The organism is Phenylobacterium sp., from assembly GCF_037189685.1.
Lineage (GTDB): Bacteria > Pseudomonadota > Alphaproteobacteria > Caulobacterales > Caulobacteraceae > Phenylobacterium.
The window spans coordinates 51,343-77,075 of record NZ_JBBCIT010000016.1 but is presented as its reverse complement, the minus strand read 5'-3'; the positions used below and the strand labels follow the sequence as shown (position 1 = coordinate 77,075).

Below are 25,733 nucleotides of genomic sequence, written 5' to 3'. Positions count from 1 at the left end.
AGTTTTGAAGAACCGCGCTTTGCATGACGGAGCCTCCGCGCGCGCGGAGGCTCGGAGCTCGGCCCACCCTTTCGTGTCCTTTCGTGTCTCTCGGGGTTCGACAAATCGCTCCGCCGCCTCAGTCCTCGTCGCCGTCGTCCTCCGGAGGGGGCGCTTCGGCGGACGGTTCGGGTTGCAGGACCTGGCGCACGCCCACGATCTCGGTCCCCGGGAAGGCCGCCATCACGCTCTGGACAAAGGGATGCGCCTCGACCTCGGCGCGCACCTCGCGTTCCTCGCGCTTCTGCTTCTCCCACAGGCTCTCGGCGCCGCCGCCGCCCTGGGTGGACAGCAGCCACCGCTCGCCGGTCCACTCCTTCAGCCGGCTCACCAGCCGCTGGGCCAGGTCGGCCGGAGCGCCCGGCGCGGGCTCGTACTCGATGGCGCCGGGGCGGAAGCTGATCGGCCGGATGAACCGTTCGACGTCCAGCTTCAACCCGATGTCGCGGCGCCGGTCGATCAGGGCCAGCATGTCCTCGAAACTCCGGAGGGTCGCCGCGGGCTCGACGCCCATGGCCGGCATCATCTGGCGCGCGACCGCGCTGGTCGCGGCGCCCCCCTGCCGCGCCACGGGCCCGCCCGGCGGGGCGCCGCCGGTCGCGCCCCCGGTCGCGCCTGGCCCGCCGCCGCTCACCGGATCGCCGGCCCTCAACGCCTTCAGCGCCTCCTCGGGGCCCGGCAGGTCGGCGGCATAGGCCAGGCGGATCAGGGCCATGTCCACGGCGGCGGCCGCATCCGGCGCGCGCCGCACCTCCTCGTAGGCCTTCAGCGTGAGCTGCCACATGCGCGAAAGCGTCCCCGCCGACAGCGCCGCGCCCACGGCCGCCAGCCGCATCGCCTGCTCCTTGGGCAGCACCAGCGCCTGCGGCCCAACGGCCTTGGCCACCGAGGCGGCGTGGATGTGGTCCAGCAGGTCCAGCATCACCTGGTCGGGGCCCGCGCCATAGCCGTAGAGCTGGCGGAAGGTCTCGACCGCCGCGCCCGCCTCGCCGCGCATGGCCTGTTCGAACAGGGTGATGGTCTGCGCTCGGTCGGCAAGGCCCAGCATGTCGCGGATCTCGGCGGCGGTGACCGTCTGGCCGGGGTCGGCCTGGACGATGGCCTGGTCCAGCATCGACTGGCCGTCGCGCACGCTGCCCTCGGCGGCGCGGGCGATCAGCATCAGGCCCTCGGCCTCGACGCGGGCGCCCTCGGTCTCGCAGATCATCTCCAGGTTCTTCACCAGCACCTCGGGTTCGACCCGGCGCAGGTCGAACCGCTGGGTGCGCGAGAGGATGGTCACCGGCACCTTGCGGATCTCGGTGGTGGCGAAGATGAACTTGGCGTGCGGCGGGGGCTCCTCCAGCGTCTTCAGGAGGGCGTTGAACGCCCCCGTCGACAGCATGTGGACCTCGTCGATGATGTAGACCTTGTACCGCGCCTCCACGGGCGCATAGCGCACGCTGTCGGTCAGCTCGCGGATGTCGTTCACCCCGGTGCGGCTGGCGGCGTCCAGCTCCAGCACGTCCATGTGCCGGCCTTCGATGATGGCGCGGCAGTGGCGACCCTCCTCCCGGAGGTCCAGGGACGGCTCGTGGACGGTGTCGGTCTCGTAGTTCAGCGCGCGGGCCAGCAGGCGCGCGGTGGTGGTCTTGCCCACGCCCCGGACCCCGGTGAGCATGAAGGCGTGCGCGATCCGGCCGGTGGCGAAGGCGTTGCGCAGCGTCCGCACCATGGCCTCCTGGCCATAGAGGTCGTCGAAGGTGCGGGGCCGGTACTTGCGCGCGATGACGGTGTAGGCCGCCGACCCTTCCGTCGCCGGAGATGGCGGAGGCGGCGCCCCGCCGAACATGTCGGGCGCGTCCGGGTCGCGCTCCGGCAAGCCGGAATCGTCGTGGTCGAAGTCGTCGCCCATGACGGCATTTAGGGGAACCCGGGGCGTCGATGCCACGCCAAAGTTGAAACTTCCCGCGTCGAGGAGGAACGGTCGCGGGAAAGGCGAAGGTGTGTGGTCCCGACCGGCCTCGCGCTGCGTCCGCATGGGCGAAAGCCCGTCACGCTTGTTTCGTCATTATATGTTTCATAGTTACTAGACTCAAAAGAAAGAAGCGCGCATGTGGGGTGCGGATTGGGTCATCGGAGTCTCGATATGAAACGTGTTCTCGCCCCTGTCGCCGCAGCCTTCGCGCTCGCGGCGGGGATCTCGGCGTCGGCTGTCCAGGCCGCGACCTATATCAACTACGGCCCTGTCGGCGACGACGGGGGCTTCACCATAACGTTCGGCAACACCGGCATCACCGACGCGAATTTCACCGACGTCTTCGACTTCGCCATGCCGACGGGCCGCGGCGACTTCGTCATCACCTCCACCATGAGCGGCGGGTCGCAGAACATCACCTGGACCAGCGTGGCCTTCAACGGCGAGGAATTCGAGAGCGGGGCCGCCGGCTGGAACGAATTCCGTTTCCTCAACGGCGTGACGATCACGGTGGGGGCGGGCCAGCAGCTCATCCTCAGCGGGCTCGGCGGCGGCAACGCCTCGTACAGCGGCGTTATCACTTTCATGCCGGTGGCCGCGGTGCCCGAGCCGGCGGCCTGGGCTCTGATGATCCTGGGCTTCGGCGGCGCCGGCGCGGCGATCCGTTCGCGACGGAACATCGTGGCCTGAACGGCCGCGAGACGGTTCCCGAACGCAAACGCCCCGAACGCAAACGCCCCGGCCATCGGCCGGGGCGTTCTGCATTCCCCATGGCGGAGAAACGGTGGAGACCGGACAACGACCCGAGCCGTGACCCGTTGTGGCTGCTGCCTTCCGGCCCTGACCAGGTTGGCGGGGCGTTCGTCCGCCGCCGATCTCCGCGGCGGCATATGGCGGATCAGGGCCGCTGGAGCAAGGGGCGATGGCGCGCCGGCGCCGGACGCCGAAGCGGGCAGGCGCCATCATGCCATAGCCCGGCGCGGCGAACCGTCGGGAGACATCACGCCTACCCGCCAAGGCGCCGGACGTAGTCGCCGCGATAGTCATCGACGACCCGCATGTTGGTGTCGAAGACCATGGTTGCGCGCCGCCTGGCGTCGTAGGCGGGCCATTCTGGAATGAGCGGATTGGCCGGGTTGCCGGTCTTGGCGAAGGCCACCCAGGTGGCGGCCAGGCGGTCGGCCATCAGGCGACCCTGCGCCTTACCGGATCCGCTCGACGGCGAGCGATACATGTGAAGGGAGGTTTCGACGTCGAGGCCGTGCGTCGCGCCATATCGCCCGTCGAAGGCGTCGGTAGCCCAATCCCAGACATAGACATAGGCCGGCGCCGCCTTGAGGGCGGCCTTCCGCTCCGCCTGGCGCATCGCACTCCCCCGGGCCGCGTCGGTAAAGGCAAGCGCCTGGATCAGGAACGGCGAGTCGTTTGGGCGCTCCTTGCGATAGGCCGCGAGAATCTCGCCGCCGCGAGAACCCCATCGCTCTCGAAACATCGCCGTCAGCCCCGCTTCAGTCAGGTCGAAGTTGTCGAGAAGCAGACTTGCATCGTGCAGGGTCGTCGAAATGATCATCGGCACGTTCGCGGTCGCCGAGGGGGCGCTCGGATCGAAAGGATGTTGCGGCAGCACAACGCCATCCAGAACTGGGCTGAAATCGGCTGTCGTCGCGGCCTGTGCTTGGAGCAGGTCTTGCCAAGGTCGGCTTTGGATGTCGCCGATGTTCCTGGCTGACAAACCCAAAGCCTTCAGCACCTTGTCTGTCTCGACAGTCCCCTGTTCGCGAGTGCGGTGCCGCAGCAACGCGCCCGACTGCACGGCCGCGCGATGAAACAGGCCGGCGGCGGACGGGGTGGCCATCAGGGTCGAGACTTTGGCGCCGCCTCCGGATTGCCCGAAGATCATGACCCGGTTGGGGTCTCCGCCGAACCGCTCGATGTTGTCCCTAACCCAGGTCAATGACGCGACCATGTCCATGACGCCGCACGCGCCGGCGCTTGCGAACTCCGGCGGCGCGCCGAGATCCGCAAGGTGGGCATAGCCGAAGGTCGCCAGGCGATGATTGACGGACACGACGACAACGTCGCCATGCAAGGCCAGCATGGCGCCATCGTAGCCGGGGACGTTCCCCGACCCTGCGGTCCAACCGCCTCCGTGGAAGCAGACCAGGACCGCCCGTTTCGCGCCGTCGCCCACCCCAGGTGTCCAGACATTGAGGTTCAGGCAGTCCTCGCCCATGCCGCCAGGGCCCACGCACCTGTCCCAATAGATCATCTGGCCGTACTCGAAGGTCAGATCGATCGGAGACTGCGGCGACGCTTGGCCGTAGCCGATGCACTCTCTGACGCCGGCCCAAGGCTGGGGCGCCTGGGGTGGCATGAACCGGTTTCGGCCCCCGGTCGATGCGCCGTAGGGCACGCCCTTGAACATGCGGATCTTGCCGTTGCGGATGCCCTGGATCTTGCCCCACGTCGTCTCCACAATCGGAAACATGGGTTCCTTGGTCATGTAGAGGCTCACCCCCAGGGGCGGCGGCTCGCTGGATGGAGGGCCCGCCGACTGCGCGGATGCAGCTCCGGCGGCGGCGGCTGCGACCGCCGCCGCGCCCTGAACAACCGCGCGACGATCGATTTCGGAATGGTCACCTTGCGAACTGGGCACATAACCCTCCAGTTTATGTTTCGAGTACGAACGAGAAAGTGGGTCAGTTGGCGAGAGGGGCTTCAGATGTCTGGCCAATTGTTTTGGGTCGTGGCGCCGAACTGAACTTGTCGACCTTGTGCTCGGCGCTGACCGGTGTTGCTGAGAAAGCGGCGGATGAAGAAGCGGCGGCCATGAAATCCACGCGCCAAGGCCGCCTGGTTTTCCTTGGGAAGGACTCCTCGCCGAGCTCAGCCAGGCAGCGGGCGACGGCTATCGCCGTCCAACGGCAATGACCGCGACCGCTCCGCTAGTGCTCCCAGCTTAGCCGCACGCCGACTGTCCGAGGCCGCAGCGTCTTGTACCGGTTGGCGGTAAAGTTCGCCGGGTTGATGAAGATCACATCGTCGGTGTCGAAGAGATTCTCGACATAGAACACCGCTCCGAAGCGATCCTTCGTCCATCCCGCGCTGAGGTCGGCCTTGGCGTAGGCTGGAATGCTTGCGAATGTCGGGCTCAGTCGCCGTGTGCCTGCCGTATTGGGAAAGGCGTTCGGATAGGCGCCGACGTACTGTGCGTCCAGCCGGAGATAGAGGTCCGATTCCGCCAGAGACCAGGTGTACTTCGCGTACCCACTGAGCGCTCTCGCAGGCGAGGACAGTTTTGAACCCAGCTCCGCGCCCGAGATCAGCGCCTCCTGGTCCGTGATCGATGTGATCTTGGCGTCCTGGAAGGTGAAGTTCAGGCCAAGATCGAGATTCTTGGTGGGCCGGGCTTCAAGTTCGCCTTCGACGCCTATCGACCGCGCGCGACCGATGTTGCCAGCGTAGGGGTGCTGGTCGGAGGTTCGGATAAGGGGAACCTGCATGTTTCGCCAGTCGACATAGTAGAACGCCAGGTTCGTCTTCAGCCGATTGTCGAACCAAAGCGCCTTCATGCCCGCTTCGTAGTTCCACAGTTCATCACCCACTGCGAACGGCGGGACGATCGCCGGATCGGTCGGATCCACCACGCTTCGACCGCCGTTGAGGGATTCCAAGCCGTTTGGTTGTCCGCGGCGGAATCCCTTGGCCGCTGTCAGGTAGTAGGTCTGATCGCCGTTGGGTTGGTAGGTGACGGAAAACTTCGGCGTGACCTTGACCACATGGCCCGTCGTAAAGGCCCCCGTCGGCCTGGGCACGAGAGGAATGTCCCTGTTGCCGCCGGTGAAGATGGCGAGGAAGGACGTCGGAGCCGTAAATCCGCCCGTGGTGATCGCGGTGTACTTCTGATTGGTGACCCGGGCTCCGACCGTCACCTTCAGGTGCTGCGTGAGCTGGTAGTTTGCTTCCCCGAAGGCGGCGAGTTCCCTGTTCTCTCGTTTGCCCACATCGTTGGAATCCGCCGACCCCGGCGCGAGGTTCGTGGGCAGACCCGTGATGTTCAGTGCGCTGACGAAAGGCGTCGAGAAGTACAGGACGGTTTGATCGTCCGTGTCCTGGCGCAGGTAGAAGGCGCCTAGGACCCAGTCTAGGCGTTCCGAGGGCTTCGAGACGAGGCGCACCTCCTGGGTGACCGTCTTGGTCTCAGCCACGGATCGGATGTGGTAGGGGATGCCCGGCACGATGGCGGGCAGGGCGAGGGTCCAGTCGTTGGGCGATTGCGCCACGGTCGACGACGACGTCAGATCCGCGAAACCGAGGTCGGCGTCGACGGTGAGGTTGAGGGTCTTCAGGTCGATGGTCGACTCAAACGGCACGTCGGACTTGGACTTGTTCACACCAAGCGCCGGATCGTAGAGCGCCCCATCTCCCGCGACCGCGCGGTTGTAGCTTCCCGCCAAGGTCGCGGAGAAACTATCGGTCGGCCGCCACAGGAGGGCGCCACGAACTCCCCAAGCCTCGTGGGTATTGGAGTTCTTCTGACCCGTTCCGACATTTTCGACGTAACCGTCGTCGTTCCTGTAGTAGCCCGCCGCACGGGCCGCGAGCCTGTCTTCGGCCAGCGGAAGGTTGAGCATGCCGTTGAGACGGCGGCGGTAGGATTTGTTCCGGCTGACAGCGCCCTCGAGGGACAGAGCGGCGTCGTATCCGCCCGAGTCGGGCTTGTTGGTGATGTAGCGGACGGCGCCGGCCAGCGAACCTGAGCCGAACAGCGTCCCTTGCGGCCCCCTAAGCACCTCGATCCGTTCGATATCGAAGGGAGTGACGTCGGCGGTGACCACCGAGAAGGTCGTGACAGGCAGGTCATCGACGTAGATTGAGACCGACTTCTGCGAGCCGTTGCCGCTGGTGGTCTGCGATGTTTGAATGCCTCGCATCGTCAGTTTGTCGAAGCCGGCCTCTCCCGTCGCGATCACGCCGGGGACCGTCCGAACGAGGCTCTCGTAGTCGGTGATCCCTTGCTCCCGGGCTGTTTCGCCCGTCACCGCGGTGATTGCGAGCGGCACGTCCTGCACCGACTCCGCCCGGCGGTTCGCCGTCACCACGATCTCCCCGATCTCCGTGGCCGTGGCCGAAGGGCTGAATCGGTCAACAGCGGCTGCTTGCTGGGCGCCCGCATTCGTCGAGAACCCCAGGGCGCCGGCCGCCGCCGCGGTCAGCAATGCTCTTTTGCGGATGTGGCAGGCGTTCGAAGCGGCCCCCATCTTTCCCCCCTTATTTTGTTGGTCGTTTCAAGGACCATGGGGGTTCAGAGGTCAGGGAGGCAGTGCCGAATGATCGCCAAACTGGCGGAAAGCCAGGACACTTACGCTCACTTGGGAATGAGCGTGAGGATTTCCCTTAAGCGCGCGTGGAGCCTGGCAGGCGGAACCGCCATCCCAAGGTCATGCCGAAGCTCGCTTGGAGTGCGGCCAGTTGCGCGCTTCACGAACCGCCTCAGGCTTCCGGCGTCCGAGTACCCAAGATTGGCGGCAATGGCTTCCATCCCCCAGGACGTGGTTCCGAGGAGGTCTAGCGTTGCCTCAAGCAGCGCCTGCTCCCGAAACCGTCGGAAGCCCGGGCCCGTGCTCGCGATCATTCGCCTGTAGGTCGACGGCGCCATCATGTGACTGGCCGCCAGGTTGCCTACTCGAAGGTCTTGATTGCTGACGCTGCGCGAACGCTGATCCGGTGAAGGCTCGATAAGGCTGATGGCGCAGCGAAGTGGACGCAGCGCAAACTCATCTATCTCCGCGTCGGGGGGGCGCCAGGCCAGCAGGGCCTTTGGGAAGGCGAAGCCAGTGCAATTGTGCGGCTTCACGGGCCCTCTCATTAAATAATGAGGGGCGCCTATGTTGAAATGCTGGGAGTCTTTGGTCGCAACCCAGGAAACCGGAAACGGTCGACCTAGGAACGACGTCAGCCCAAGATAAAGATAAGCCAGTTGTATTTCAGCTTCGAGGGTATGCTCGCCCCGTTCATCCTCCGCCTGGATAGCCAGGAATGCTTGATCACCCTCGGTCGAGAGGTGCAAGCGGATCGAGGGGGATGAAATCTCATATAGCTTGGCCATGGCGAGAAGGCCGTCGCCGAGGTTGGCGCTACCGAATAGGATTCGAAAGCCAAGTGGGCCGATTTCCGGAGGGTGACGATGTCGCATGATGCCGTGGGCGCCGTCAGCCGTTTCCAGGACCAGCACCGCGTCCAGCAATATGAGTTGAAGCAACGATATGTGGTCTCGGTCGTCGCCAAACCGTGGCGCGATCAGCGCACGTTCAAACACGTGGTCGAGCGAGACTCCGCGTTCCAGCGCCCCGATGGCGTGCCGCTTCGCCCAAGACACTGGGATACTCCGGTAAGCCATGGACCCGTCAACTTCGCCACAACCAGACAGCCTAGAGGACAGACTGGCGCTGGAGCCGTCAAGGGACGTCAACTCAGGTCCAAGTAGGACTGCCTGCATGGCGCCGTTTTAAGGGGTAGGCTGACCCATACAGCCCGAGTGGGTTCACCATCAGGATAGGAACTCCACAATACAACTGCATAAAACTAAAGCTATCTACCTTCGAATGCATCGGGTCAATTCCGTATCATTTGATATATAGATTTTAGTGTCAGGTATTACGCCGCATTCCATACGTCTTTACTATCGCTCAAAGCCTCCTGCGGGCCCCGGTCACTACGGGTGGCGAACTTGCCTCCCTATGGTGCTCAAATCAGAGAGGTCGACAGGGCGTGGACATCGGTGACGCGGCATCAGACTGGGACCGTCCGTTTCGGACATCGGCAGACTGGCTTGCGCGGTGTTCGCAGGGCGTCGTCGCAGCAGGCTTCGACGACGAGACGCTTCTCGAATCCTCGCTCATTCCGCTTCGGAGTCATGGAGCGATCGAAATCGCGGTCGCACAGCGACTTCTGCTCACCCTGAGCATCGTCAACAGCCTCCACGACGAGGCGCATGGCCTGTGTTCGCGACGGCCACAGCCCGTTCGAGGTGAGGCCGTCGCACGGCGGCTTCGACGTCGCCGTACAGGCGAGCGCGCCCGGCGTCACCATGGGCACTGATCGAGGAGCGCTGGGCCAGTATGAGTTTCAGGCGATGTGCTGGTTCGTGGGACCGCGAGAAGGCCTACGTCCGACTCGCCGTCGACGTCAGCGAGAACGTCACCATCTGGGGCGATGCGACCTATGGCCGGACCAAGACCGAATATCAGACGACCCGGCCGACCAGCGTCGTCTCGGGGCGTTGCGCCATCCAGGCGGACAACTCCGCACGAGCGGCCCCCGATCTAGGGCTTGGCGCGGCGCGCCCCTAAAATCTCGTTTCAACGAGCATTTTGAGACGGGGCGAAGACATCACCCGATACGCTGATTTTTCTGGAGAAAATGGCGCGCCCGGAACGATTCGAACGTCCGACCCTCAGATTCGTAGTCTGATGCTCTATCCAGCTGAGCTACGGGCGCGCACTGCCTCTCGGCGAGGGCGCGGAACCTAGTCGCGGGCGGGACGGAGCGCAAGACCCCGTCCCGAGGATTTTTCCCGCAACCCGTGGCGGTTCAGCGCGGGAAGGGCAGCCCGCCGCCGAGGATGCCGCCGCGCAGGATGTCGGCGGCGCTGGGGGCCTTGGGCGGCTGTTGCGGACGACCGGGCTGCTGGGGCGGGGCGGAGCCGGCGCGACGGCCGCCGCCGCCCATCTGGGGCATCTCCTGGCCGAGCAGGCCGCCGGTGGCCGAACGGTAGCGGACCTTGACCTGCCACTGCTGGTTCCAGGTCACCTTGGGATCCGAAGGCCGGGGCGGGTACACGAAGTTCGCCTCGCCGCCGTAGGCCACGAGCTGGAGCATGGCGGACGGTGCGGCGTCGATCACCTCCTTGGGCACCGCGCAGGTGCGCTGGGCCGGGCCCATCAGGGCCTTGCTGGCGACCAGCCGGGTGATGTCGCCCTGGGCCAGGAAGTCGGGGTTGGCGAAGGCCGCGGCCTGGGTCTCGGACGAGGTCCACATCACCACGGTCTCGCCGTCGCCGCCGCCGATGGCCGAGGCATAGTAGGCCTGGGCGTTGGGCACCAGGTTCCAGCCCAGGTTCACCCAGCCGCCCGGCGCGCGGGCGTTGGTGGCGAGGTTGAGCGGCGCCAGGAAGTCCTGGTCCTCCTCCAGCGTGAAGTTGATCTCGGGGCTGTAGTTGCCGCGGATCGTGTGGGCGCCCACCAGCGAGCCGTTCGCCGGCACGAGGTCGCGGGTCTTCTCGTTGGGCCATTCGCCGTAGCTGCGGTTGCGGCGGACGGACGGCGGCTGCATGGGCCGGTAGTCGATGCCGCGGAACAGGTTGGCGGGATTCTGCTGGCCCGAGGCCATGCGGGCGAAGTCGATGACGTAGGGCTGGCCGGGCCGGGCGCGCTCGCCGCAGCCCCAGAAGATCAGCATCCGGCCACGGGGCTTGCGGTATTCGTCCGGGATGTCGCCCGGGCCTTCGTCGTGGACGACCTGGGTCGGCTTGGGCGACAGCAGGGGCAGGCGCTGGCCCGCCTGGAGGCCCGCAGGCGGCAGGTGGTCGGCGGCCGGCGCCGCGTTGGTCTGGCTGGAGCCGAGCTGGAGCTGGAGCGACTTGGACGCGCCGCCGCCGCCCATCATCGCCCGCATCATGGCGCCCATGTCGGGCGCGCCGCCGCCACCCATGCCGGGCATGCCGAAGCCCGTCTGGGTCTGGGCGCTCATCCAGTAGACCGCGACGGGCCCGGTGACCTTCTGCTGTTGCTGGGCGGTGGCGCCCACGGTGATGGTGGACGCCGCGGCGGCGACACCGGCGGCCAGCGCGGCCTTGCGACCCGGACGCATGCTAATCTCCTGAACGAACCCTATTCGGCGAATCTACCAGCGGCTCGGTCACGCCGGAAGATGCCGCCAGCAGGAGACATACGCGCCGGGCCAGGGGTCGGCTTCAAAGACGCCGCGCGCGATGGCGCGGGCCAGCGTATCCGCCGCCAGGGCCCCCAGTCGCGCGAGGGTGTAGTCGGCGGGATCGGCGAGGGGCCGGTGGCCCGTGGAGAGCGCGAAGACCACGTCGCCGTCGAACGGCGCATGGACCGGCCGGATCGCCCGGGCGAACCCGTCCTGGGCCATGACCGCCAGCCGCTTGGCCTGGGCCGGGGTGAGGACCGCGTCGACAGCGACGCAGGCGATGGTGGTGTTGCGCGTATCGGCGGGGCGCTTGGCGAGGCCCCATTCGTCGGGTGCGGCGCGCAGGCCGGCGGAACCCAGCCCGCCGAATTCGGCCCCCAGTTCGTAGGGCGCGGCCCAGAACGTGCGGCCGCCAGGCGCCGTCACCGAACCCCAACTGTTCACGGCCACGATCGCGCCCACCGTGTAGCCGTCGGCGGTCATGGCCGACGCCGAGCCCAGCCCGCCCTTCAGGCCGCCCGCCAGGGCGCCATAGCCCGCGCCGGCCGTGCCCAGGGCGAAGTCCGGACCCGCGGCGGCGGCGGCGGCCCGGCCCAGGGCGCGATAGGGCGGGTCCTCGCCCCAGCCCTTGTCGCCGCCATTGGCCATGTCGAACAGGATCGCGCCGGGCACGACGGGCGATTTCGGCACCCCGGCGATCAGGCCATAGCCTCGCCCCCGCGCGCCCAGCCAGGCCACCACGCCGTCGGCGGCCGCGAGGCCGTAGACCGAGCCGCCCGACAGCACCACGGCGTCCACCGCGTCCACCAGGTTCTCGGGGGCCAGCGCGTCGGTCTCGCGCGTGCCGGGCGCCCCGCCGCGCACGTCGGCGGCGCACACGGCGCGGTCGTCGGGCAGGATCACGGTGACGCCGGTTCGGGCGCCGATGTCCTCGGCCTGCCCAATGCTTAGGCCCGGGACATCGGTGATCAGGTTCCTGGGGCCTGGACCGGGGGGAATTCCATCCATAGGCAGGAGGTCGCACAGCCAGGCGTTTGTTGTCCACGCGCGCCGGCCGCTATGGTGGCCCCGCCATCGCCCAACCGGAGTCCGTCCGCCCCGTGAAGCGCCTGTTTCCGCTCGCCCTGCCCGCCGCCGCCCTGCCCGCCCTCGCCCTGGCCCTGGCCGCTGCCGCTTTCCTGTCCGCCTGCGCCACGCCGCAGCCGGCGGCCTCGGGGGATACGTCCCCAACGACCGTGGGCCAGACAACTGCGGGCCAGACAACTGCGGCCCAGGCGAACGTCGGCGAGGGGATGGTCTCGGCGGCCAATCCGCTGGCCGTGGAGGCCGGGCTGAAGGTGCTGCGCGCCGGCGGAACGGCGGTTGACGCCGCGGTGGCGGTGCAGGCCGTCCTGGGCCTGGTGGAGCCGCAGAGCTCGGGCCTGGGCGGCGGCGCGTTCCTTGCCTACTACGACGCGCAAGCGAAGGCGGTCAGCGCCTACGACGGCCGCGAGACGGCGCCGGCCGCCGCCACGCCCGAACTGTTCTACGGCGCCGACGGCAAGCCGCTGGGCCGGGCCGACGCCATGCTGTCGGGCCGGTCGACGGGCGTTCCGGGCGCCGTCGCCATGCTGCACATGGCTCATGCCGACCACGGCCGGCTGGCCTGGAAGGACCTGTTCGGCGAAGCCGAGCGGCTGGCCGACCAGGGCTTTCCCGCTCCACGCCGCATGGCCGCCGCGGCGTCCGGCCGCGCGCCCCAGGCCGCCGCGCCCGACGCCGTCGCCTATTTCACCAAGCCCGACGGGACGAAGATCCAGGCCGGCGACGCGGTGCGCAATCCGGCCTATGCCGAGACGGTGCGGGCGATCGCCGCCCAGGGCCCCCAGGCGCTGCTGGCCGGCCCCATCGCCGCCGCCATCGTCGCCAAGGTGCGCGAGGGCCCGAACCCGGGCGCCCTCAGCCTTGCCGACCTCGCGGCCTACAGGGCCAAGGCCGGGCCGGCGCTTTGCCGCCCCTACCGCGTCTACGTCGTCTGCACGCCGCCGGCCCCCTCGGGCGGCCCCGCGGTGCTGGAGGGCCTGGGCCTTCTGGAGCGCACCGAGATCGCGAAGCATCCCGACACCGCCGAGGGCTGGTACCTGTTCAGCCAGGCCAGCCGGCTGATGTACGCCGATCGCGACCGCTACATCGCCGACCCCGACTTCGTGACCGTGCCGGTCGAAGGCCTGCTGGACCCGGCCTACCTGGACGCGCGGGCGAAGCTGATCGGACCGACGGCCGCGGCCAGCGTCACCTTCGGTCAGCCCAAGGGCGCGCCGGCCTATGCGCAGGATCGAACCCGGGAGGTGTCCGGCACGACCCACTTCTCGATCGTCGACCGCTGGGGCAACGCCGTCTCGATGACCACCACCGTCGAGAGCACCTTCGGTTCGGGCCGGATGGTGGGCGGCTTCTTCCTCAACAACCAGCTCACCGACTTCTCGTTCTCGCCCACCGATCGCGACGGCGCCCCGGCGGCCAATGCGGTCGGGCCGGGCAAGCGGCCGCGCTCTTCGATGGCGCCGGCCATCGTACTGGACCGCGAGGGGCGATTGGTCGCGGCGGTGGGGTCCCCTGGCGGCCCGGCGATCCTGGCCTACAATCTGAAGACCCTGGTGGGCGTGCTGGACTGGAAGATGCCGGTGCAGCAGGCGATCGATCTGCCGAACCTCATCGCCGGCGGCAGCTTCTACGCCGCCGAGGTCGAGAAGTTCTCGCCCGAGATCCGGACCGGGCTTGAGGCGCGAGGCGTGAAGCTCAGCCCGGGGTTCGGCGCCGAGGGCTCCGGCCTGCACGGCGTCGAGGCCACGCCGCAGGGCCTCCGCGGCGGCGCCGACCCCCGCCGGGAGGGCGTGGCGCGGGCGCCCTGACGCCGGCGGAGAGATCGGGCGGACGCGGAGGGGGCGACCTCCGCGATATGCGGCCGGACAAACTTTCGGACCAATCGCGGGTTCTGGCGTTTGCAGGCTGCACAGTCCGGAGACGTCACATGAAACTGGCCTCGACCCTCGCCTTCCTCGCCTTCGCTCCCGCCTCCTTCGCCCTGGCCGCCCCGACGGCGGCGGCTCAGCCGGGCGCCGGGCGCACGGCCCTTGCGGTCACGCCGGAGACGCCCGTGGTGAACATCATCGCGGAGGGGCGCTCCGACAGGGTTCCCGACCTGGCGATGTTCAACGCCGGGGTCGTCGCACAGGGGCGGAGCGCAGGCGAGGCCATGAGCGCCAACACCGCACGCATGAACGCCGTGCTCGCCGCCATCCGCGGCGCGGGCGTCGAGCGCCGCGACATCCAGACCTCGGCGCTCAGCCTGCAGCCGCAGTATCACCATCCCTCGCCCGCACCCGTCGGCCGTCGGCCCGGCGATGCGACGACCGACGGCGCCGTCCAGCCCCAGCCTCCGCGGATCATCGGCTACGAGGCGCGCAACACCGTCAGTGTCCGGCTGCGCGACGTGGCGGGGATGGGCAGGCTGATCGACGCGCTGGTGGCGGCCGGCGCCAACCAGGTGGACGGACCCTATTTCAGCGTCGAGCAATCGGACGCGGCGGCCGACGAGGCGCGCGCCGACGCCCTGCGCAAGGCCCGGGCGCGCGCCGAGCTGTACGCCCGCGAGGCCGGCTTCCGCACCGTGCGGCTCCTGACCATCAACGAGGGCGGCGGGTCCTATCCGATGGCCCGCGAAGTCGGTGCGATCACCGTGACCGCCCAGAGCTTCGGCGGGGCGATGGCGTCCCCGCCGCCGCCGCCACCGATGGTACAGCCCGGCCAGGTCGCCGTCGGCGTCACCCTGTCGGTTCAGTTCGCGCTGGAACGCTAGGCAAGTCCTGAAGGCGGTTCGCCAGGGGACGGCCCCTGAACCCGTCAGGCCGGGCTCGTCGTGCGTCGCGTGCGGACCCGCGGCTTCGGGGCGTCGGGGAGGCGGAGTTCGAAGACCGTACCCTCGGGCCCCGTCACCGACAGGGTGAGGTCGCCCCCGTGGCCCTGGGCCAGCTCGCGCGCGATCGCGAGGCCCAGGCCGGTGGAATCCGGCCGCCCGGACCCGGCGAAGGGCTGGAAGAGGCGCTCGCGGATGCGTTCCGGCACGCCGGGCCCGTCGTCGGAGATGCGGATGAGGCTGGCGCCGCCCACCGTCTCCAGCGACACCTCGATGCGGCCGGGATCCGTCCGCCCGGCCTGATGCTCGATCGCCTGGCGGGCGTTGCGCAACAGGTTGACCAGGATGCGGTGGAGCTGGTCCGGATCGGCCGTCACCTGATCGCCGGCCGCCACCTTGCTCGCCAGCTTCGCAGGCGAGTCCGGCAGGCGCGCCTCGGCCGCCGCTTCGCTCAGCGCCTGGGCCAGGCCCACGGTCTGCGGTTCGGGCGCGGCCTCCTGGGTCTTGCCATAGACGAGGACGTCCGAGGCCAGCTTCACCGCGCGGTCCAGCGCCCGCTCGAGGCGCGGCAGGGCCTGGCTGACGGTCGGGTCCTTGGACGCGGCCAGCCGCTCGGAGGCGAGCTGGGCGCTGGTCAGCATGTTCTTCAGGTCGTGGTTGATCTTGGCCACCGCCTCGCCCAGCGCCGCCAGTCGGGCGCGCGAATTCAGGGCCGTGCGCAGGTCGGCCTGCATCCGGTCCAGTTCGGCCTCGGCGCGGCCGATCTCGTCACGGCGCCCGGAAAGCTGGATCTGGGCGGCCGGGTCCTCGGGATCGGCGCGGAACCGCTCCATCGCGAACGTGATCCGCTGCATCGGCCGCACGAGGAAGAGGTTCAGGGCGAAATAGACGATGACCCCGGCCAGGGCCGCCACCCCCGCCACGATGGCCACCAGCCGCCAGAGGTAGCTGGCCAGGGCGCGGCGCAGCTCGGTGTCGGTGGCGACGAACTCGATGAAGTCGGCCTTGCGGAACCGGGGCTCGGCCACCACCCGCATGCGGTTGCCGGGCCCCAGCAGGGTCTGGAACGGGGCGAACAGGGCCAGCCCCGCCGCCTGGGGCCGCAGGTCCACGAGATAGGGCGCGCGCTCGGGCCGGGCGCCGGCGAACACCAGAGAGCGGACGCCGTCCACCGAGACCGCCACGATCTCGACGCCCGCGCCTTCGAGGAGCTGGGTCTTGAGCTGCTCCGAGACCACCCGGTCGGGCGCGACCTCGGGGGCGAGCGAGGCCAGTTCCGCCGCGCGCACCCGGTCCAGAAGCCATTGCCGTTCATAGGCCGCCATGGCGGGCGGAATCGCCAGCGCCCCGCCCAGGGCCGCGAACACCACGGTCAGGACCAGCAGGCGCGCGGAAAGGCCGCCGGGCCAGAAGAGGCGGCGCCGGATCGGCTGTGGCGCTTCGGTCTGTGCGTCCGCCATCGGTTCCCGATTACCGTCCCAGGCCCGGCGCGGCAACGACAGGAGCCTGAAAGGCCGAGGTTATTCCGTCCCGACGGCCTCGGCCACCGACCGGAAGCCATCCGCATCCAGGCGCCGCGCAAGCTCCTGTTTGATACGCACCACCAGGCCGGGACCGTCATAGGCCAGGGCGGAATAGAGCTGCACCGCGCTGGCGCCGGCGCGGATCTTGGCATAGGCGTCCGCCCCGCTGGCGATCCCGCCCGCCCCGATCAGCAGGAAGCGGCCGTCCGCGGCCTGGCGGAACCGGCGCAGAATCCGGGTGGAGGCGGCGAACAGGGGCGCGCCGGACAGCCCGCCGGCCTCGCTCGCGTGGACCGAGGCCAGGGACGGCCGCGCGATGGTGGTGTTGGAGACGATGACGCCCGCCAGGCCGCAGGCCGCCACCACGTCGCAGATCGCCTCGACCTCGTCGTCCTCCAGGTCGGGGGCGACCTTCAGGAACATCGGGACGGCCTGGCCCTGGGGCAGGGAGTCGGCCGTGGCCACGATCCGGCCCAGCAACTCCTCCAGCGCGGCCCGGGTCTGGAGCGCGCGCAGACCCGGCGTGTTGGGCGACGAGATGTTGATGGTGAAGTACGACGCCAGGCCCCACAGCCGCCTCAGCCCGGTGGTGTAGTCGGCGAACCGGTCCTCGGAATCCTTGTTGGCCCCCAGGTTGGCGCCCACAATCCCGCGGCCGCGCCGCGCCAGCCGGGCGGCGAAGGGCTCGAGGCCCGCGTTGTTGAACCCCATGCGGTTGATGACCGCCCGATCCTCGCTCAGCCGGAACAGGCGCGGTCGCGGATTGCCCGCCTGGGGCAGGGGTGTGACGGTTCCGCACTCGGCGAAGCCGAACCCCGCGCGCAGCATCGGCCCGAAGACCTCGGCGTTCTTGTCGAAACCCGGGGCCAGCCCGACGGGATTGGGCAGTCTCAGGCCCGCGACTTCGGTCGCCAGGATCGGGGGATCGGCCGGCGCCCGCGGCCCCAGGCCCAGCTTGAGGCCCAGGATGGCGAGGCCGTGCGCATCCTCGGGGTCGAGGCCGCGCAGGGCGCGCGTGGCGAGGCCGTGGACGTCCATCATGCGGGGACCCGGATCCGGGGGGCGCCATCGTCGTCGAGGGGCGCCTCGTGCACCGCCAGCACCCGCGCTGCGGCCAGGGCGCCGTACAGGTGCGGGAAGAGGTCGCCTCCACGCGAAGCCTCCCAGCGCAGGTCGGCGCCCAGATCCTCCGCCTCGACTTCGAGCACCACGAGGTCGGCCTGGCCCGCGAAATGGCGGCGCGCCGTCTCCTGCGCCTGGGCGGCGGTGGAGAAGTGGATGTAGCCGTCCTGCCGGTCCACGGCCGAGCCGGTGAAGCGGCCCGCCGCCTGCGCCGCCGCCCATTCGGCGCGCGGCAGGATCTTGTAGACGCGCAAGGCTCAGCGCTCCGGGAAGAAGAGGCCGTCGTAGTGGGGCCGGCGATTGCCGTCGAACAGGAACACCGCCGCGGCCGCGGTCGGGAAATTGCGCTGGGCGCGTCCGATCAGGCCCGAGGGGGCCGCGCCTTCCTGCAGGAGCCGCAGGGTCAGTTCCTGCAGGCCCGGATTGTGGCCCACCACCAGCACGGTCTTCGCCTCGTCGGCGACGCTCTCGGCCGCGCGACGGATCGTCCCGGCGTCGGCGTGGTAGAGCTCGTCCAGGAAACGGGCCTCGGCGCCGGCGAAGGCGCCGCAGGCCGCATCCCAGGTGCCCCGGGTGCGCGCGGCCGGCGAGATCAGGGCGATCTGGGGCGTGAAGCCCAGGTCGGCCAGGTGCGCCGCCATATCCGCCGACTCGCGGACGCCGCGCGCCGCCAGGCGCCGGTCGAAATCGTCGCCGCTGTCGGAATCGGATTCGGCCTTGCCGTGCCGCAGGAGGATCAGCCGATCCATGCACTCTCCCTTACGCTCCACCTCCATAGCCCAGCCTCGCACGCGGGGGCAAAGCGGAAACCGCCGCCGCCGCCGCGGCCATTGACAGGCCCCCGTCCCGCGCGGTCCAAGGCGGCCATGACAGCGCCGGCGCGCATAGAGGCTGAAATCCAGTCGGGTGGGGGAACGTGGCGATTCCCGGCCAGCCGGCCGCTGCGCCTGGATTCCGGCGCGACGCTGGCCCCGCTGGAGATCGCCTACAAGACCTATGGCGCGCTGAACGCCGACAAGACCAACGCCGTGCTCGTCTGCCATGCGCTCACGGGCGACCAGCATCTGGCCTCGACCCATCCCGTCACCGGCAAGCCCGGCTGGTGGGACCGGTTCGTGGGCCCGGGCAAGCCGCTGGACCCCACCCGGCACTTCATCGTCTGCACCAACGTCATCGGCGGCTGCATGGGGACGACGGGCCCTGCGTCGATCGATCCGGCCACGGGCGAGCCCTATGGCCTGAAGTTCCCCGTCATCACCATCGCCGACATGGTGCGCGCCCAGGCCATGCTGATCGAGGACATGGGCATCGAGACCCTCTTTGCCGCGGTCGGCGGCTCGATGGGCGGGATGCAGGTGCTCCAGTGGGCGGCCGACTATCCCGAGAAGCTGTTCAGCGCGGTGGTGATCGCGGCAGCCGCGCGGCATTCGGCGCAGAACATCGCGTTCCACGAGGTGGGGCGGCAGGCGATCATGGCCGATCCCAACTGGTGCGGCGGCGCCTATCTCCAGGCCGGCGTGCGGCCCGAGAAGGGGCTGGCCGTCGCGCGCATGGCCGCGCACATCACCTATCTCTCCGAGGCCGCGCTCCAGCGGAAGTTCGGCCGAGAGCTGCAACGCGACGGCCTGTCCTGGGGCTTCGACGCCGACTTCCAGGTCGAGAGCTACCTGCGCCACCAGGGCGCCAGCTTCGTCGACCGCTTCGACGCCAACAGCTACCTCTACATCACCCGCGCCCTGGACTACTTCGACCTCGCCGCGCAGCATGGCGGCGTGCTGGCCGAGGCGTTCGTGCGCGCCCGGCACGTCCGCTTCTGCGTGTTGTCGTTCTCGTCCGACTGGCTCTATCCCACGCCCGAGAGCCGCGACGTCGTCCGCGCCCTCAACGGCGCCGGATGTCGGGCCAGCTTCGCCGAGATCGAGACCGACAAGGGCCACGACGCCTTCTTCCTCGACGAGCCGCTGCTGGACCAGACCCTCAAGGGATTCCTGGCCGCTCAGGCCCAGGCCAGAGGGCTTTATCGAAGGGGCCTGGATTGACTCGCGTGCGGGAGGATTTCGCGGAAATCCTGAAGCTGGTGCGCCCGGACGCGCGCGTCCTCGACATCGGCTGCGGCGAGGGCGAGTTGCTGGAGCTGCTGACCCGCGAGAAGTCCGCCGACGGCCAGGGCCTGGAGATCAGCCCCGAGGGCGTCGCCGCCTGCCTCGCCCGCGGCCTGGCGGTGGTGCAGGGCGACGGCGACCGGGACCTGGACCATTTCCCGTCGCGCGCGTTCGACTACGCCATCCTGTCCAAGACGCTCCAGCAGATGCGCGAGCCCAAGCACGTGCTGTCGGAGCTGTTGCGGATCGCCGACCAGGCCGTGGTGTCGGTGCCGAACTTCGGCCACTGGCGGGTGCGCTGGGCCCTGCTCTCGCGCGGGCGGATGCCCGAGACCGGCGCCCTGCCCGAGCCGTGGTGGTCGACGCCGAACATCCACCTCTGCACGCTGCGGGACTTCGTGGGCCTGTGCGACGACCTGGAGCTTCGGATCGACGCCTGCGCCTCGCTGGCCGACGGCCGCCCCGCGCGGCCCATCGATCCGCGCGCGCCGATCGAGAACTGGCGCGCCGAGACCGCGCTGTTCCTGCTCAGCCGGAAAGCCGAGGCCCAGCCGGCGGCCGCGGCCGGGCAGCAGAACCTGTTCGGAGAGGTCGAGCCGCCCCGTCCGCAGTCTGCCGGTCCGCAGCCTGCCCGTCCGCAGCCTGCCCGCGCGCGAACCGCGAAGGCCGCCCGCAAGCGGTAGCGCCGCGACGGACGAGGGGCGTGGCCCACCCGCCTGCCGCGGCGGTCCGGATCAGAAGATCTCGAACAGGCCGGCCGCGCCCAGGCCGCCGCCGACGCACATGGTGACGACGCCGTACTTGGCCCCGCGGCGCTTGCCCTCGTACATCAGGTGCGCGGTGCAGCGCGCGCCGGTCATGCCGTAGGGGTGGCCGATCGAGATCGAGCCGCCCGAGACGTTGTACTTGGCCGGGTCGATGCCCAGCTTGTCGCGGCAGTAGAGGACCTGGGACGCGAAGGCTTCGTTCAGCTCCCAGATGTCGATGTCCTCGACCTTCAGGCCGTTGCGCTCCAGCAGCTTCGGGATCGCGAACACCGGGCCGATGCCCATCTCCTCGGGGCCGCAGCCGGCCACCGCCATGCCGCGGTAGGCGCCCAGGGCCTGGAGGCCGCGCTTCTCGGCCTCCTTGCGCTCCATCAGCACCACGGCGGCGGCGCCGTCCGAGAGCTGGCTGGCGTTGCCGGCGGTGACGAACTTGCCCTCTTGGACGTAGCGGCCGCCCTTGAAGACCGGGTTCAGCTTCTGGAGGTCGGCCAGGGTGGTCTGCGGGCGGTTGCCCTCGTCGCCCGAGATGGTGATCTCCTTGTCGGCCGTCTCGCCGGTCTCCTTGTTGACCAGCACCTTCATGATGGTGGTGACCGGCACGATCTCCTGGGCGAAGCGGCCTTCGGACTGGGCCTGGGCCGTGCGGCGCTGGGATTCCAGGGCGTATTCGTCCTGAGCCTCGCGGGAGACGCCGTAGCGCTCGGCGACGATCTCGGCGGTCTCGATCATCGAGGTCGCGAGTTCCGGCACGTGCTCCTTCAGCCACGGGTCGGTGGCCATGAAGCGGTTCACCTTGTCGTTCTGCACCAGGCTGATCGACTCGATGCCCGCGCCGATGGCGACCGGGGCGCCGTCGTTGATGATGTACTTGGCGGCGGTCGCCACGCCCATCAGGCCCGAGCTGCACTGGCGGTCGATGGTCATGCCCGAGACGGTGTTGGGCAGGCCGGCGCGCAGGGCGGCCTGGCGGGCGATGTTGTTGCCGGTCGTGCCCTGCTGGAGCGCGCAGCCCATGGCCACGTCGTCCACTTCGCCGGGATCGATCCCGGCCTGGGCCACGGCGGCGCGGATGGCTTCCGCGCCCAGCGTGGCGCCGTAGGTGTTGTTGAAGGCGCCGCGATACGCCTTGCCGATGGGAGTCCGCTTGGCGGCGACGATGACAGCTTCACGCATTCGAGAGAGGTCCTATTGACGTTGGGTGAGGGTGTGGCCGTGAAAAAGGGCGGGAGCCAAGTGGCCGCCCGCCCTTCGAAGTCTGATCAGCCCTTCAGGTCGCCGAACTTCTTGCCTTCGGCGGCCAGCTTCTCCAGCAGGGCCGCGGGCTTGAAGTCGTCGCCCATGGCGCCCTGGAATTCCTTCATCTTCTCCAGGACCTTGGCGGGGCCGCCGATCAGGTCGCCGTAGAACATCGGGCCGCCGCGGTAGACCGGCCAGCCGTAGCCGTTGACCCACACCACGTCGATGTCGGACGAGCGGATGGCCTTGCCCTCTTCGAGGATCTTCACGCCCTCGTTGATCATCGGGAAGATGCAGCGCTCCAGGATCTCCTCGTCGCTGATCTTGCGCGGGTTGCGGCCCGACTTGACGATGAAGTCGTTGATGGCCTTCTCGGTGAACTCGCTGGGCTTGGCGTTGCGGTTCTCATCGTAGTCGTAATAGCCCGCGCCGGTCTTCTGGCCGCGGCGATCGGCTTCACAGAGCACGTCGCGCAGGGTTTCGCCCTTCGAGTTCTCCTTCACCCAGCCGATGTCGAGGCCGGCCAGGTCGCTCATGGCGAACGGACCCATCGGGAAGCCGAAGTCGTAGAGCACCCGGTCCACGTCCCAGGGCATGGCGCCTTCCAGGATCAGCTTCTGGGCCTCGCGCTGGCGCTGGCTCAGCATGCGGTTGCCGATGAAGCCCGGGCACACGCCGGCCAGGGCCGCGATCTTGCCGATCTTCTTGGCCAGCTTCATCGAGGTGGCGATCACGTCCTTGCCGGTCTTCTCGCCGCGGATGACTTCCAGCAGCTTCATGACGTTGGCCGGCGAGAAGAAGTGCAGGCCGATCACATCCTCGGGACGCTTCGTGACCGAGGCGATCTCGTCGATGTTCAGGTAGCTGGTGTTCGAGGCCAGGATCGCGCCGGGCTTGCAGATCGCGTCCAGCTTCGTGAACACGTCCTTCTTGATGTCCATCCGCTCGAACACGGCCTCGATGACCAGGTCGCAGTCGGCGAAGTCGTTCATGTCGAGCGAGCCGGTCAGCAGGCCCATGCGCTTCTCGGTCACCGCCGGGTCGGCGCCGCGCGAGCGCTCGTAGTTCTTGCGGATGGTGGCCAGGCCGCGGTCCAGGGCGTCCTGCTTCAGCTCGACGATCACCACCGGGATGCCCACGTTGGCGAAGTTCATCGAGATGCCGCCGCCCATGGTGCCGGCGCCCAGGACGCCCACCTTCCTGATCTCGCGGACCGGGGTGTCGTCCGGCACGTCCGGGATCTTCTGGGCCTGGCGCTCGGCGAAGAAGTAGTAGCGCTGGGCCGCCGACTGGCTGCCGGCCATCAGGCCCATGAACAGCTTGCGCTCCTCGGCGAGGCCTTCCGCGAAGGTGGCCGAATTCACCGCCGCCTCGATGCACTTGATGTTGGCTTCCGGCGCGTCGAAGCCGCGGAACTTGCGGGCGTTCTTCTTGCGGAACTCGGCGAAGATCTCGGGCTTGCCCTTGGCCGCTTCGAGCTTCGAGTTATTCTCGCTGATCTTCACCAGCGGCTTGTTCTCGGCCACCGCCTTGTTCGCGAAGGCCAGAGCGCCTTCCTTCAGCTTGCCTTCCTCGACCAGCTCGTCGACCAGGCCCAGCCTGGCGGCTTCGGGCGCGGGGACGTGACGGCCCGACGTGACCATCTCCAGCGCGTTCTCGACGCCGGCCACGCGCGGCAGGCGCTGGGTGCCGCCGGCGCCGGGCAGGAGGCCCAGGGCCACTTCCGGCAGGCCCAGGCGGGCCGAGGGGACCGCGACGCGATAGTGGGCGCAGAGCGCCACTTCCAGCCCGCCGCCCAGGGCCGTGCCGTGGATCGCGGCGATCACCGGCTTGGGCGAGCTTTCGATCATGTTCTGGACGTCGGGGAGGCTGGCGCCCTTGGCCGCGCCGCCGAACTCGGTGATGTCGGCGCCGGCGATGAAGGTGCGGCCGTCGCAGATCAGCACGATGGCCTTGGCGTCACTGGCGATCGCCTGCTTGAAACCCTCGTAGAGGCCGTCGCGCACATTGAACGACAGCGCGTTCACCGGCGGCGAATTCAGCGTCACCACGGCGACGTCGCCCTCGCGGGTGAGGGTGGTCACCGAATTGATCTCGGTCATCTCGCTTCCTCGAAATTGATGGGCTGACCACTCGTTCAAAATCTGGCGGTCGTGAAATTCAAACGCGTGTTATAGGCCCCGCCGGACGAGGCCAAGTCAATTCCTGCAAGGGACTGCTCTCTCAAGGAACTGCGCTGTCGGCCTCCGGAAACCGGACAAAGGAAGGAAGCGTTCATGGCGTCCAATCTGTTCTCGCTCGACGGCAAGGTGGCGCTGGTCACGGGCGGTTCGCGCGGCATCGGCAAGATGATCGCGAAGGGCTTCCTCGAAGCCGGCTGCCGCAAGGTCTACATCACCGCCCGCAAGGCGGCGGCCTGCGACGCCACGGCCGAAGAACTGGGGCCGCAATGCGTCTCGATCCCGGTGGACATCTCCACCGTCGAGGGCTGCAAGATGCTGGCGGAACGGTACCTCAGCCACGAGGACAAGCTGGATGTCCTGCTCAACAACGCCGGCGCCGCGTGGGGCGCGCCGTTCGAGGAGTTCCCCGAGAGCGGCTGGGACAAGGTCGTGGACCTGAACCTGAAGTCGCCCTTCTTCCTCACCCAGGCCCTGCACAAGACCCTCAAGGCGAGCGGGTCGCACGAGCGGCCGGCCAAGGTGATCAACATCGCCTCGATCGACGGCATCCGGCTCAATCCGCAGGAGACCTACAGCTACCACGCGTCGAAATCCGGCCTGATCTACCTGACCCGGCGGATGGCGGCGCGGCTGATCGAGGACAACATCGTCATGAGCGCCATCGCGCCCGGCGCCTTCGCCTCGGACATGAACCGCGTGGCCCGCGATCAGAGCGACGAGGTGGCCAAGCGCATCCCTTCGCGCCGCATCGGGACCGACGAGGACATGCAGGGCGTCGCCATCTACCTGGCGAGCCGCGCCGGCGACTATGTGGTGGGCCAGACCATCGCGGTCGACGGCGGCGTCGCCCTGGCCCAGATGGGCGTCTGATCCCTCACGGAGCCGCCTCGCGGCCGGAGGGGCGGCTCCTACTATTCTTCGCCCTCTATTCTTCGCCGGGCGTCTTCACCGTGAAGCCCTGGCCCCGGAGGCGTTCCAGGACGCCGTTCCGCGCCAGGAGCGGCCGCAGGGGCACGAGCGCGATGGCGTGGCCGGGCTGCTTCAGGGCCGCGGCGATGGCCGCGGCGGTGTCGGCCTTGGTGCGTTCGTCATAGCTGCGGCCGCCGCTGATGGTGGCCAGGCACCGCTCGTAGGTGCGCTCGTTGGCCAGCGCGCCTTCGACGTCCCCCTGGGCCCAGGCGACAGCGGCGCCGCGGGTGACGCCCGGACCGGCCTCGACCTGCGCCAGCACCTCGTCGAAGCAGAGACGCCCCACCGACGCCGGCGTGCGCAGGATGCCGCCGAGCTGCGGCCCCAGGTCATAGCTCTTGTCCACCACCTTCACGCCGCGCTGCTGGGCGAGGTGGCGGACCAGCTTGGTCGGGTCCGAGTTGGTCAGTTCGTGGCCGTCCCGGTAGTCGATGGCGAGCTGCACGCCCGCGGCCAGCGGATTGTTCGTCGGATAATGGCGGGCGTCGTGGCCCAGGCGCGTGCGCGCCGCCACGAAACGGGCGCGGGTGGCGGGGTCCAGGCGCTCCTCGAACGGCCCGCCCGAGCGCAGGCGCACGAGATTGACCGCGGTTCCCAGGGACCCGGCCGCCTTGGCCCGCACGTTCACGAACGGCAGGATCACGACGTTGGCGCCGTCCAGCCGGCGCTCGAAGATCGCCCGGTCCCACTGCATCCGCTTGGGCGCCAGGGACGGCACGCCCAGGACGTAGACCGTGGTGTCGCCGTCGCTCACCCGCCACCAGGCCGGCCCCGGCAGCCGGCCCCGGACCACCAGTTCCTCGACCAGGGCGGCGTCGGGATCGTCCAGACGGGCGGGGCCCGAACCCGCGCCCGAACCTGCGCCGGGGGCTGGAACGGGCGTCTCGGCCGCCGCCGGCGCGGCGAGCGCGGCCAGGGCCGCGGCGATCGGGGCGAGACGGTTCAGCACGGTGTGATCATCACAGGGAAAGCGGCTCCTCGGAATCGTACTATGTAGGAGAGCCAG

Annotated in this window: 20 protein-coding genes, 1 tRNA gene and 1 other RNA gene; 7 read left to right on the top strand and 15 right to left on the bottom strand. The window is 69.1% G+C overall.

Annotated elements, in window-relative coordinates:
* Positions 1 to 118: 118 nt before the first annotated feature.
* Positions 119 to 1,933, bottom strand: coding sequence for a DNA polymerase III subunit gamma/tau (locus WG212_RS12360; protein WP_337187400.1), 1,815 nt, complete (start codon positions 1,931 to 1,933; stop codon positions 119 to 121).
* Positions 1,934 to 2,167: 234 nt separating this feature from the next.
* Here WG212_RS12360 and WG212_RS12355 point away from each other — a divergent pair, with 234 nt between their 5' ends.
* Positions 2,168 to 2,686: an FxDxF family PEP-CTERM protein gene (locus tag WG212_RS12355; protein ID WP_337187399.1), complete on the top strand. Its 519-nt coding sequence runs from the start codon at positions 2,168 to 2,170 to the stop codon at positions 2,684 to 2,686.
* Between the two features lie 92 nt (positions 2,687 to 2,778).
* Here WG212_RS12355 and ffs read toward each other — a convergent pair.
* The 4 genes from ffs to WG212_RS12335 all read right to left on the bottom strand — a co-directional run bounded on the left by ffs (position 2,779) and on the right by WG212_RS12335 (position 8,396).
* Positions 2,779 to 2,877: signal recognition particle sRNA small type (ffs, locus tag WG212_RS12350), an RNA gene on the bottom strand.
* 125 nt (positions 2,878 to 3,002) lie between these two features.
* Complete coding sequence (locus WG212_RS12345; protein WP_337187398.1) at positions 3,003 to 4,499, bottom strand: carboxylesterase family protein; 1,497 nt, start codon at positions 4,497 to 4,499, stop codon at positions 3,003 to 3,005.
* Positions 4,500 to 4,941: 442 nt separating this feature from the next.
* Positions 4,942 to 7,257, bottom strand: coding sequence for a TonB-dependent receptor (locus WG212_RS12340; RefSeq protein WP_337187397.1), 2,316 nt, complete (start codon positions 7,255 to 7,257; stop codon positions 4,942 to 4,944).
* Positions 7,258 to 7,364: 107 nt separating this feature from the next.
* Complete coding sequence (locus WG212_RS12335) at positions 7,365 to 8,396, bottom strand: helix-turn-helix domain-containing protein (RefSeq protein WP_337187396.1); 1,032 nt, start codon at positions 8,394 to 8,396, stop codon at positions 7,365 to 7,367.
* A 721-nt stretch (positions 8,397 to 9,117) separates the two neighbouring features.
* Here WG212_RS12335 and WG212_RS12330 point away from each other — a divergent pair.
* Positions 9,118 to 9,348 carry a hypothetical protein gene (locus WG212_RS12330; RefSeq protein ID WP_337187395.1) on the top strand — a complete coding sequence of 77 codons (231 nt, stop codon included), beginning with the start codon at positions 9,118 to 9,120 and terminating at the stop codon, positions 9,346 to 9,348.
* Positions 9,349 to 9,419: 71 nt separating this feature from the next.
* Here WG212_RS12330 and WG212_RS12325 read toward each other — a convergent pair.
* From WG212_RS12325 to WG212_RS12315, 3 genes are all read right to left on the bottom strand, one after another.
* Positions 9,420 to 9,496 (bottom strand) — tRNA-Arg (locus WG212_RS12325).
* Between the two features lie 93 nt (positions 9,497 to 9,589).
* Entirely contained in the window at positions 9,590 to 10,867 is a 1,278-nt protein-coding gene (locus WG212_RS12320; RefSeq protein ID WP_337187394.1) for a hypothetical protein, read from the bottom strand.
* A gap of 48 nt (positions 10,868 to 10,915) precedes the next feature.
* Positions 10,916 to 11,938, bottom strand: coding sequence for a P1 family peptidase (locus WG212_RS12315; RefSeq protein ID WP_337187393.1), 1,023 nt, complete (start codon positions 11,936 to 11,938; stop codon positions 10,916 to 10,918).
* 92 nt (positions 11,939 to 12,030) lie between these two features.
* Between WG212_RS12315 and WG212_RS12310 the strand changes: the two genes are divergently transcribed.
* Positions 12,031 to 13,821 (top strand): gamma-glutamyltransferase family protein, encoded by a 1,791-nt coding sequence (locus tag WG212_RS12310; RefSeq protein WP_337187392.1) that lies wholly within the window; start codon positions 12,031 to 12,033, stop codon positions 13,819 to 13,821.
* 119 nt (positions 13,822 to 13,940) lie between these two features.
* Positions 13,941 to 14,768: an SIMPL domain-containing protein gene (locus WG212_RS12305; protein WP_337187391.1), complete on the top strand. Its 828-nt coding sequence runs from the start codon at positions 13,941 to 13,943 to the stop codon at positions 14,766 to 14,768.
* A gap of 44 nt (positions 14,769 to 14,812) precedes the next feature.
* Here WG212_RS12305 and WG212_RS12300 read toward each other — a convergent pair whose 3' ends face one another.
* From WG212_RS12300 to WG212_RS12285, 4 genes are read right to left on the bottom strand one after another with little or no spacing between them, the layout of a single operon-like run.
* Complete coding sequence (locus WG212_RS12300; RefSeq protein WP_337187390.1) at positions 14,813 to 16,285, bottom strand: HAMP domain-containing sensor histidine kinase; 1,473 nt, start codon at positions 16,283 to 16,285, stop codon at positions 14,813 to 14,815.
* A gap of 60 nt (positions 16,286 to 16,345) precedes the next feature.
* Positions 16,346 to 17,386: a quinone-dependent dihydroorotate dehydrogenase gene (locus WG212_RS12295; protein WP_337187449.1), complete on the bottom strand. Its 1,041-nt coding sequence runs from the start codon at positions 17,384 to 17,386 to the stop codon at positions 16,346 to 16,348.
* Positions 17,386 to 17,724, bottom strand: a complete 339-nt coding sequence (locus WG212_RS12290; protein ID WP_337187389.1) for a DUF952 domain-containing protein — start codon at positions 17,722 to 17,724, stop codon at positions 17,386 to 17,388. Before WG212_RS12290 ends, WG212_RS12295 begins: the two co-directional genes overlap by 1 nt.
* Before the next feature lie 3 nt (positions 17,725 to 17,727).
* The gene (locus tag WG212_RS12285; protein WP_337187388.1) at positions 17,728 to 18,219 is read right to left on the bottom strand and encodes a histidine phosphatase family protein; all 492 of its coding nucleotides are present in this window, start codon (positions 18,217 to 18,219) and stop codon (positions 17,728 to 17,730) included.
* 117 nt (positions 18,220 to 18,336) lie between these two features.
* Here WG212_RS12285 and WG212_RS12280 point away from each other — a divergent pair, with 117 nt between their 5' ends.
* On the top strand, positions 18,337 to 19,509 hold the full coding sequence (locus WG212_RS12280) for a homoserine O-acetyltransferase (protein WP_337187387.1): 1,173 nt from the start codon (positions 18,337 to 18,339) through the stop codon (positions 19,507 to 19,509).
* Positions 19,506 to 20,255, top strand: coding sequence for a methionine biosynthesis protein MetW (metW, locus tag WG212_RS12275; protein WP_337187386.1), 750 nt, complete (start codon positions 19,506 to 19,508; stop codon positions 20,253 to 20,255). Before WG212_RS12280 ends, metW begins: the two co-directional genes overlap by 4 nt.
* Positions 20,256 to 20,306: 51 nt before the next feature.
* On the opposite strand, the gene WG212_RS12270 is transcribed toward metW, so the two are convergent.
* Together WG212_RS12270 and WG212_RS12265 are read right to left on the bottom strand one after the other, a co-directional pair.
* Positions 20,307 to 21,512, bottom strand: a complete 1,206-nt coding sequence (locus WG212_RS12270) for an acetyl-CoA C-acyltransferase (protein ID WP_337187385.1) — start codon at positions 21,510 to 21,512, stop codon at positions 20,307 to 20,309.
* Positions 21,513 to 21,598: 86 nt separating this feature from the next.
* Complete coding sequence (locus WG212_RS12265) at positions 21,599 to 23,677, bottom strand: 3-hydroxyacyl-CoA dehydrogenase NAD-binding domain-containing protein (RefSeq protein ID WP_337187384.1); 2,079 nt, start codon at positions 23,675 to 23,677, stop codon at positions 21,599 to 21,601.
* 174 nt (positions 23,678 to 23,851) lie between these two features.
* On the opposite strand from WG212_RS12265, the gene WG212_RS12260 reads away from it, so the two are divergent.
* A complete protein-coding gene (locus WG212_RS12260) occupies positions 23,852 to 24,628 on the top strand; it encodes an SDR family oxidoreductase (RefSeq protein ID WP_337187383.1) in 777 nt (258 codons plus the stop codon).
* 55 nt (positions 24,629 to 24,683) lie between these two features.
* Here the strand turns inward: WG212_RS12260 and WG212_RS12255 are convergent, their stop codons facing one another.
* The gene (locus tag WG212_RS12255) at positions 24,684 to 25,676 is read right to left on the bottom strand and encodes a TraB/GumN family protein (RefSeq protein WP_337187382.1); all 993 of its coding nucleotides are present in this window, start codon (positions 25,674 to 25,676) and stop codon (positions 24,684 to 24,686) included.
* Positions 25,677 to 25,733 lie beyond the last annotated feature (57 nt).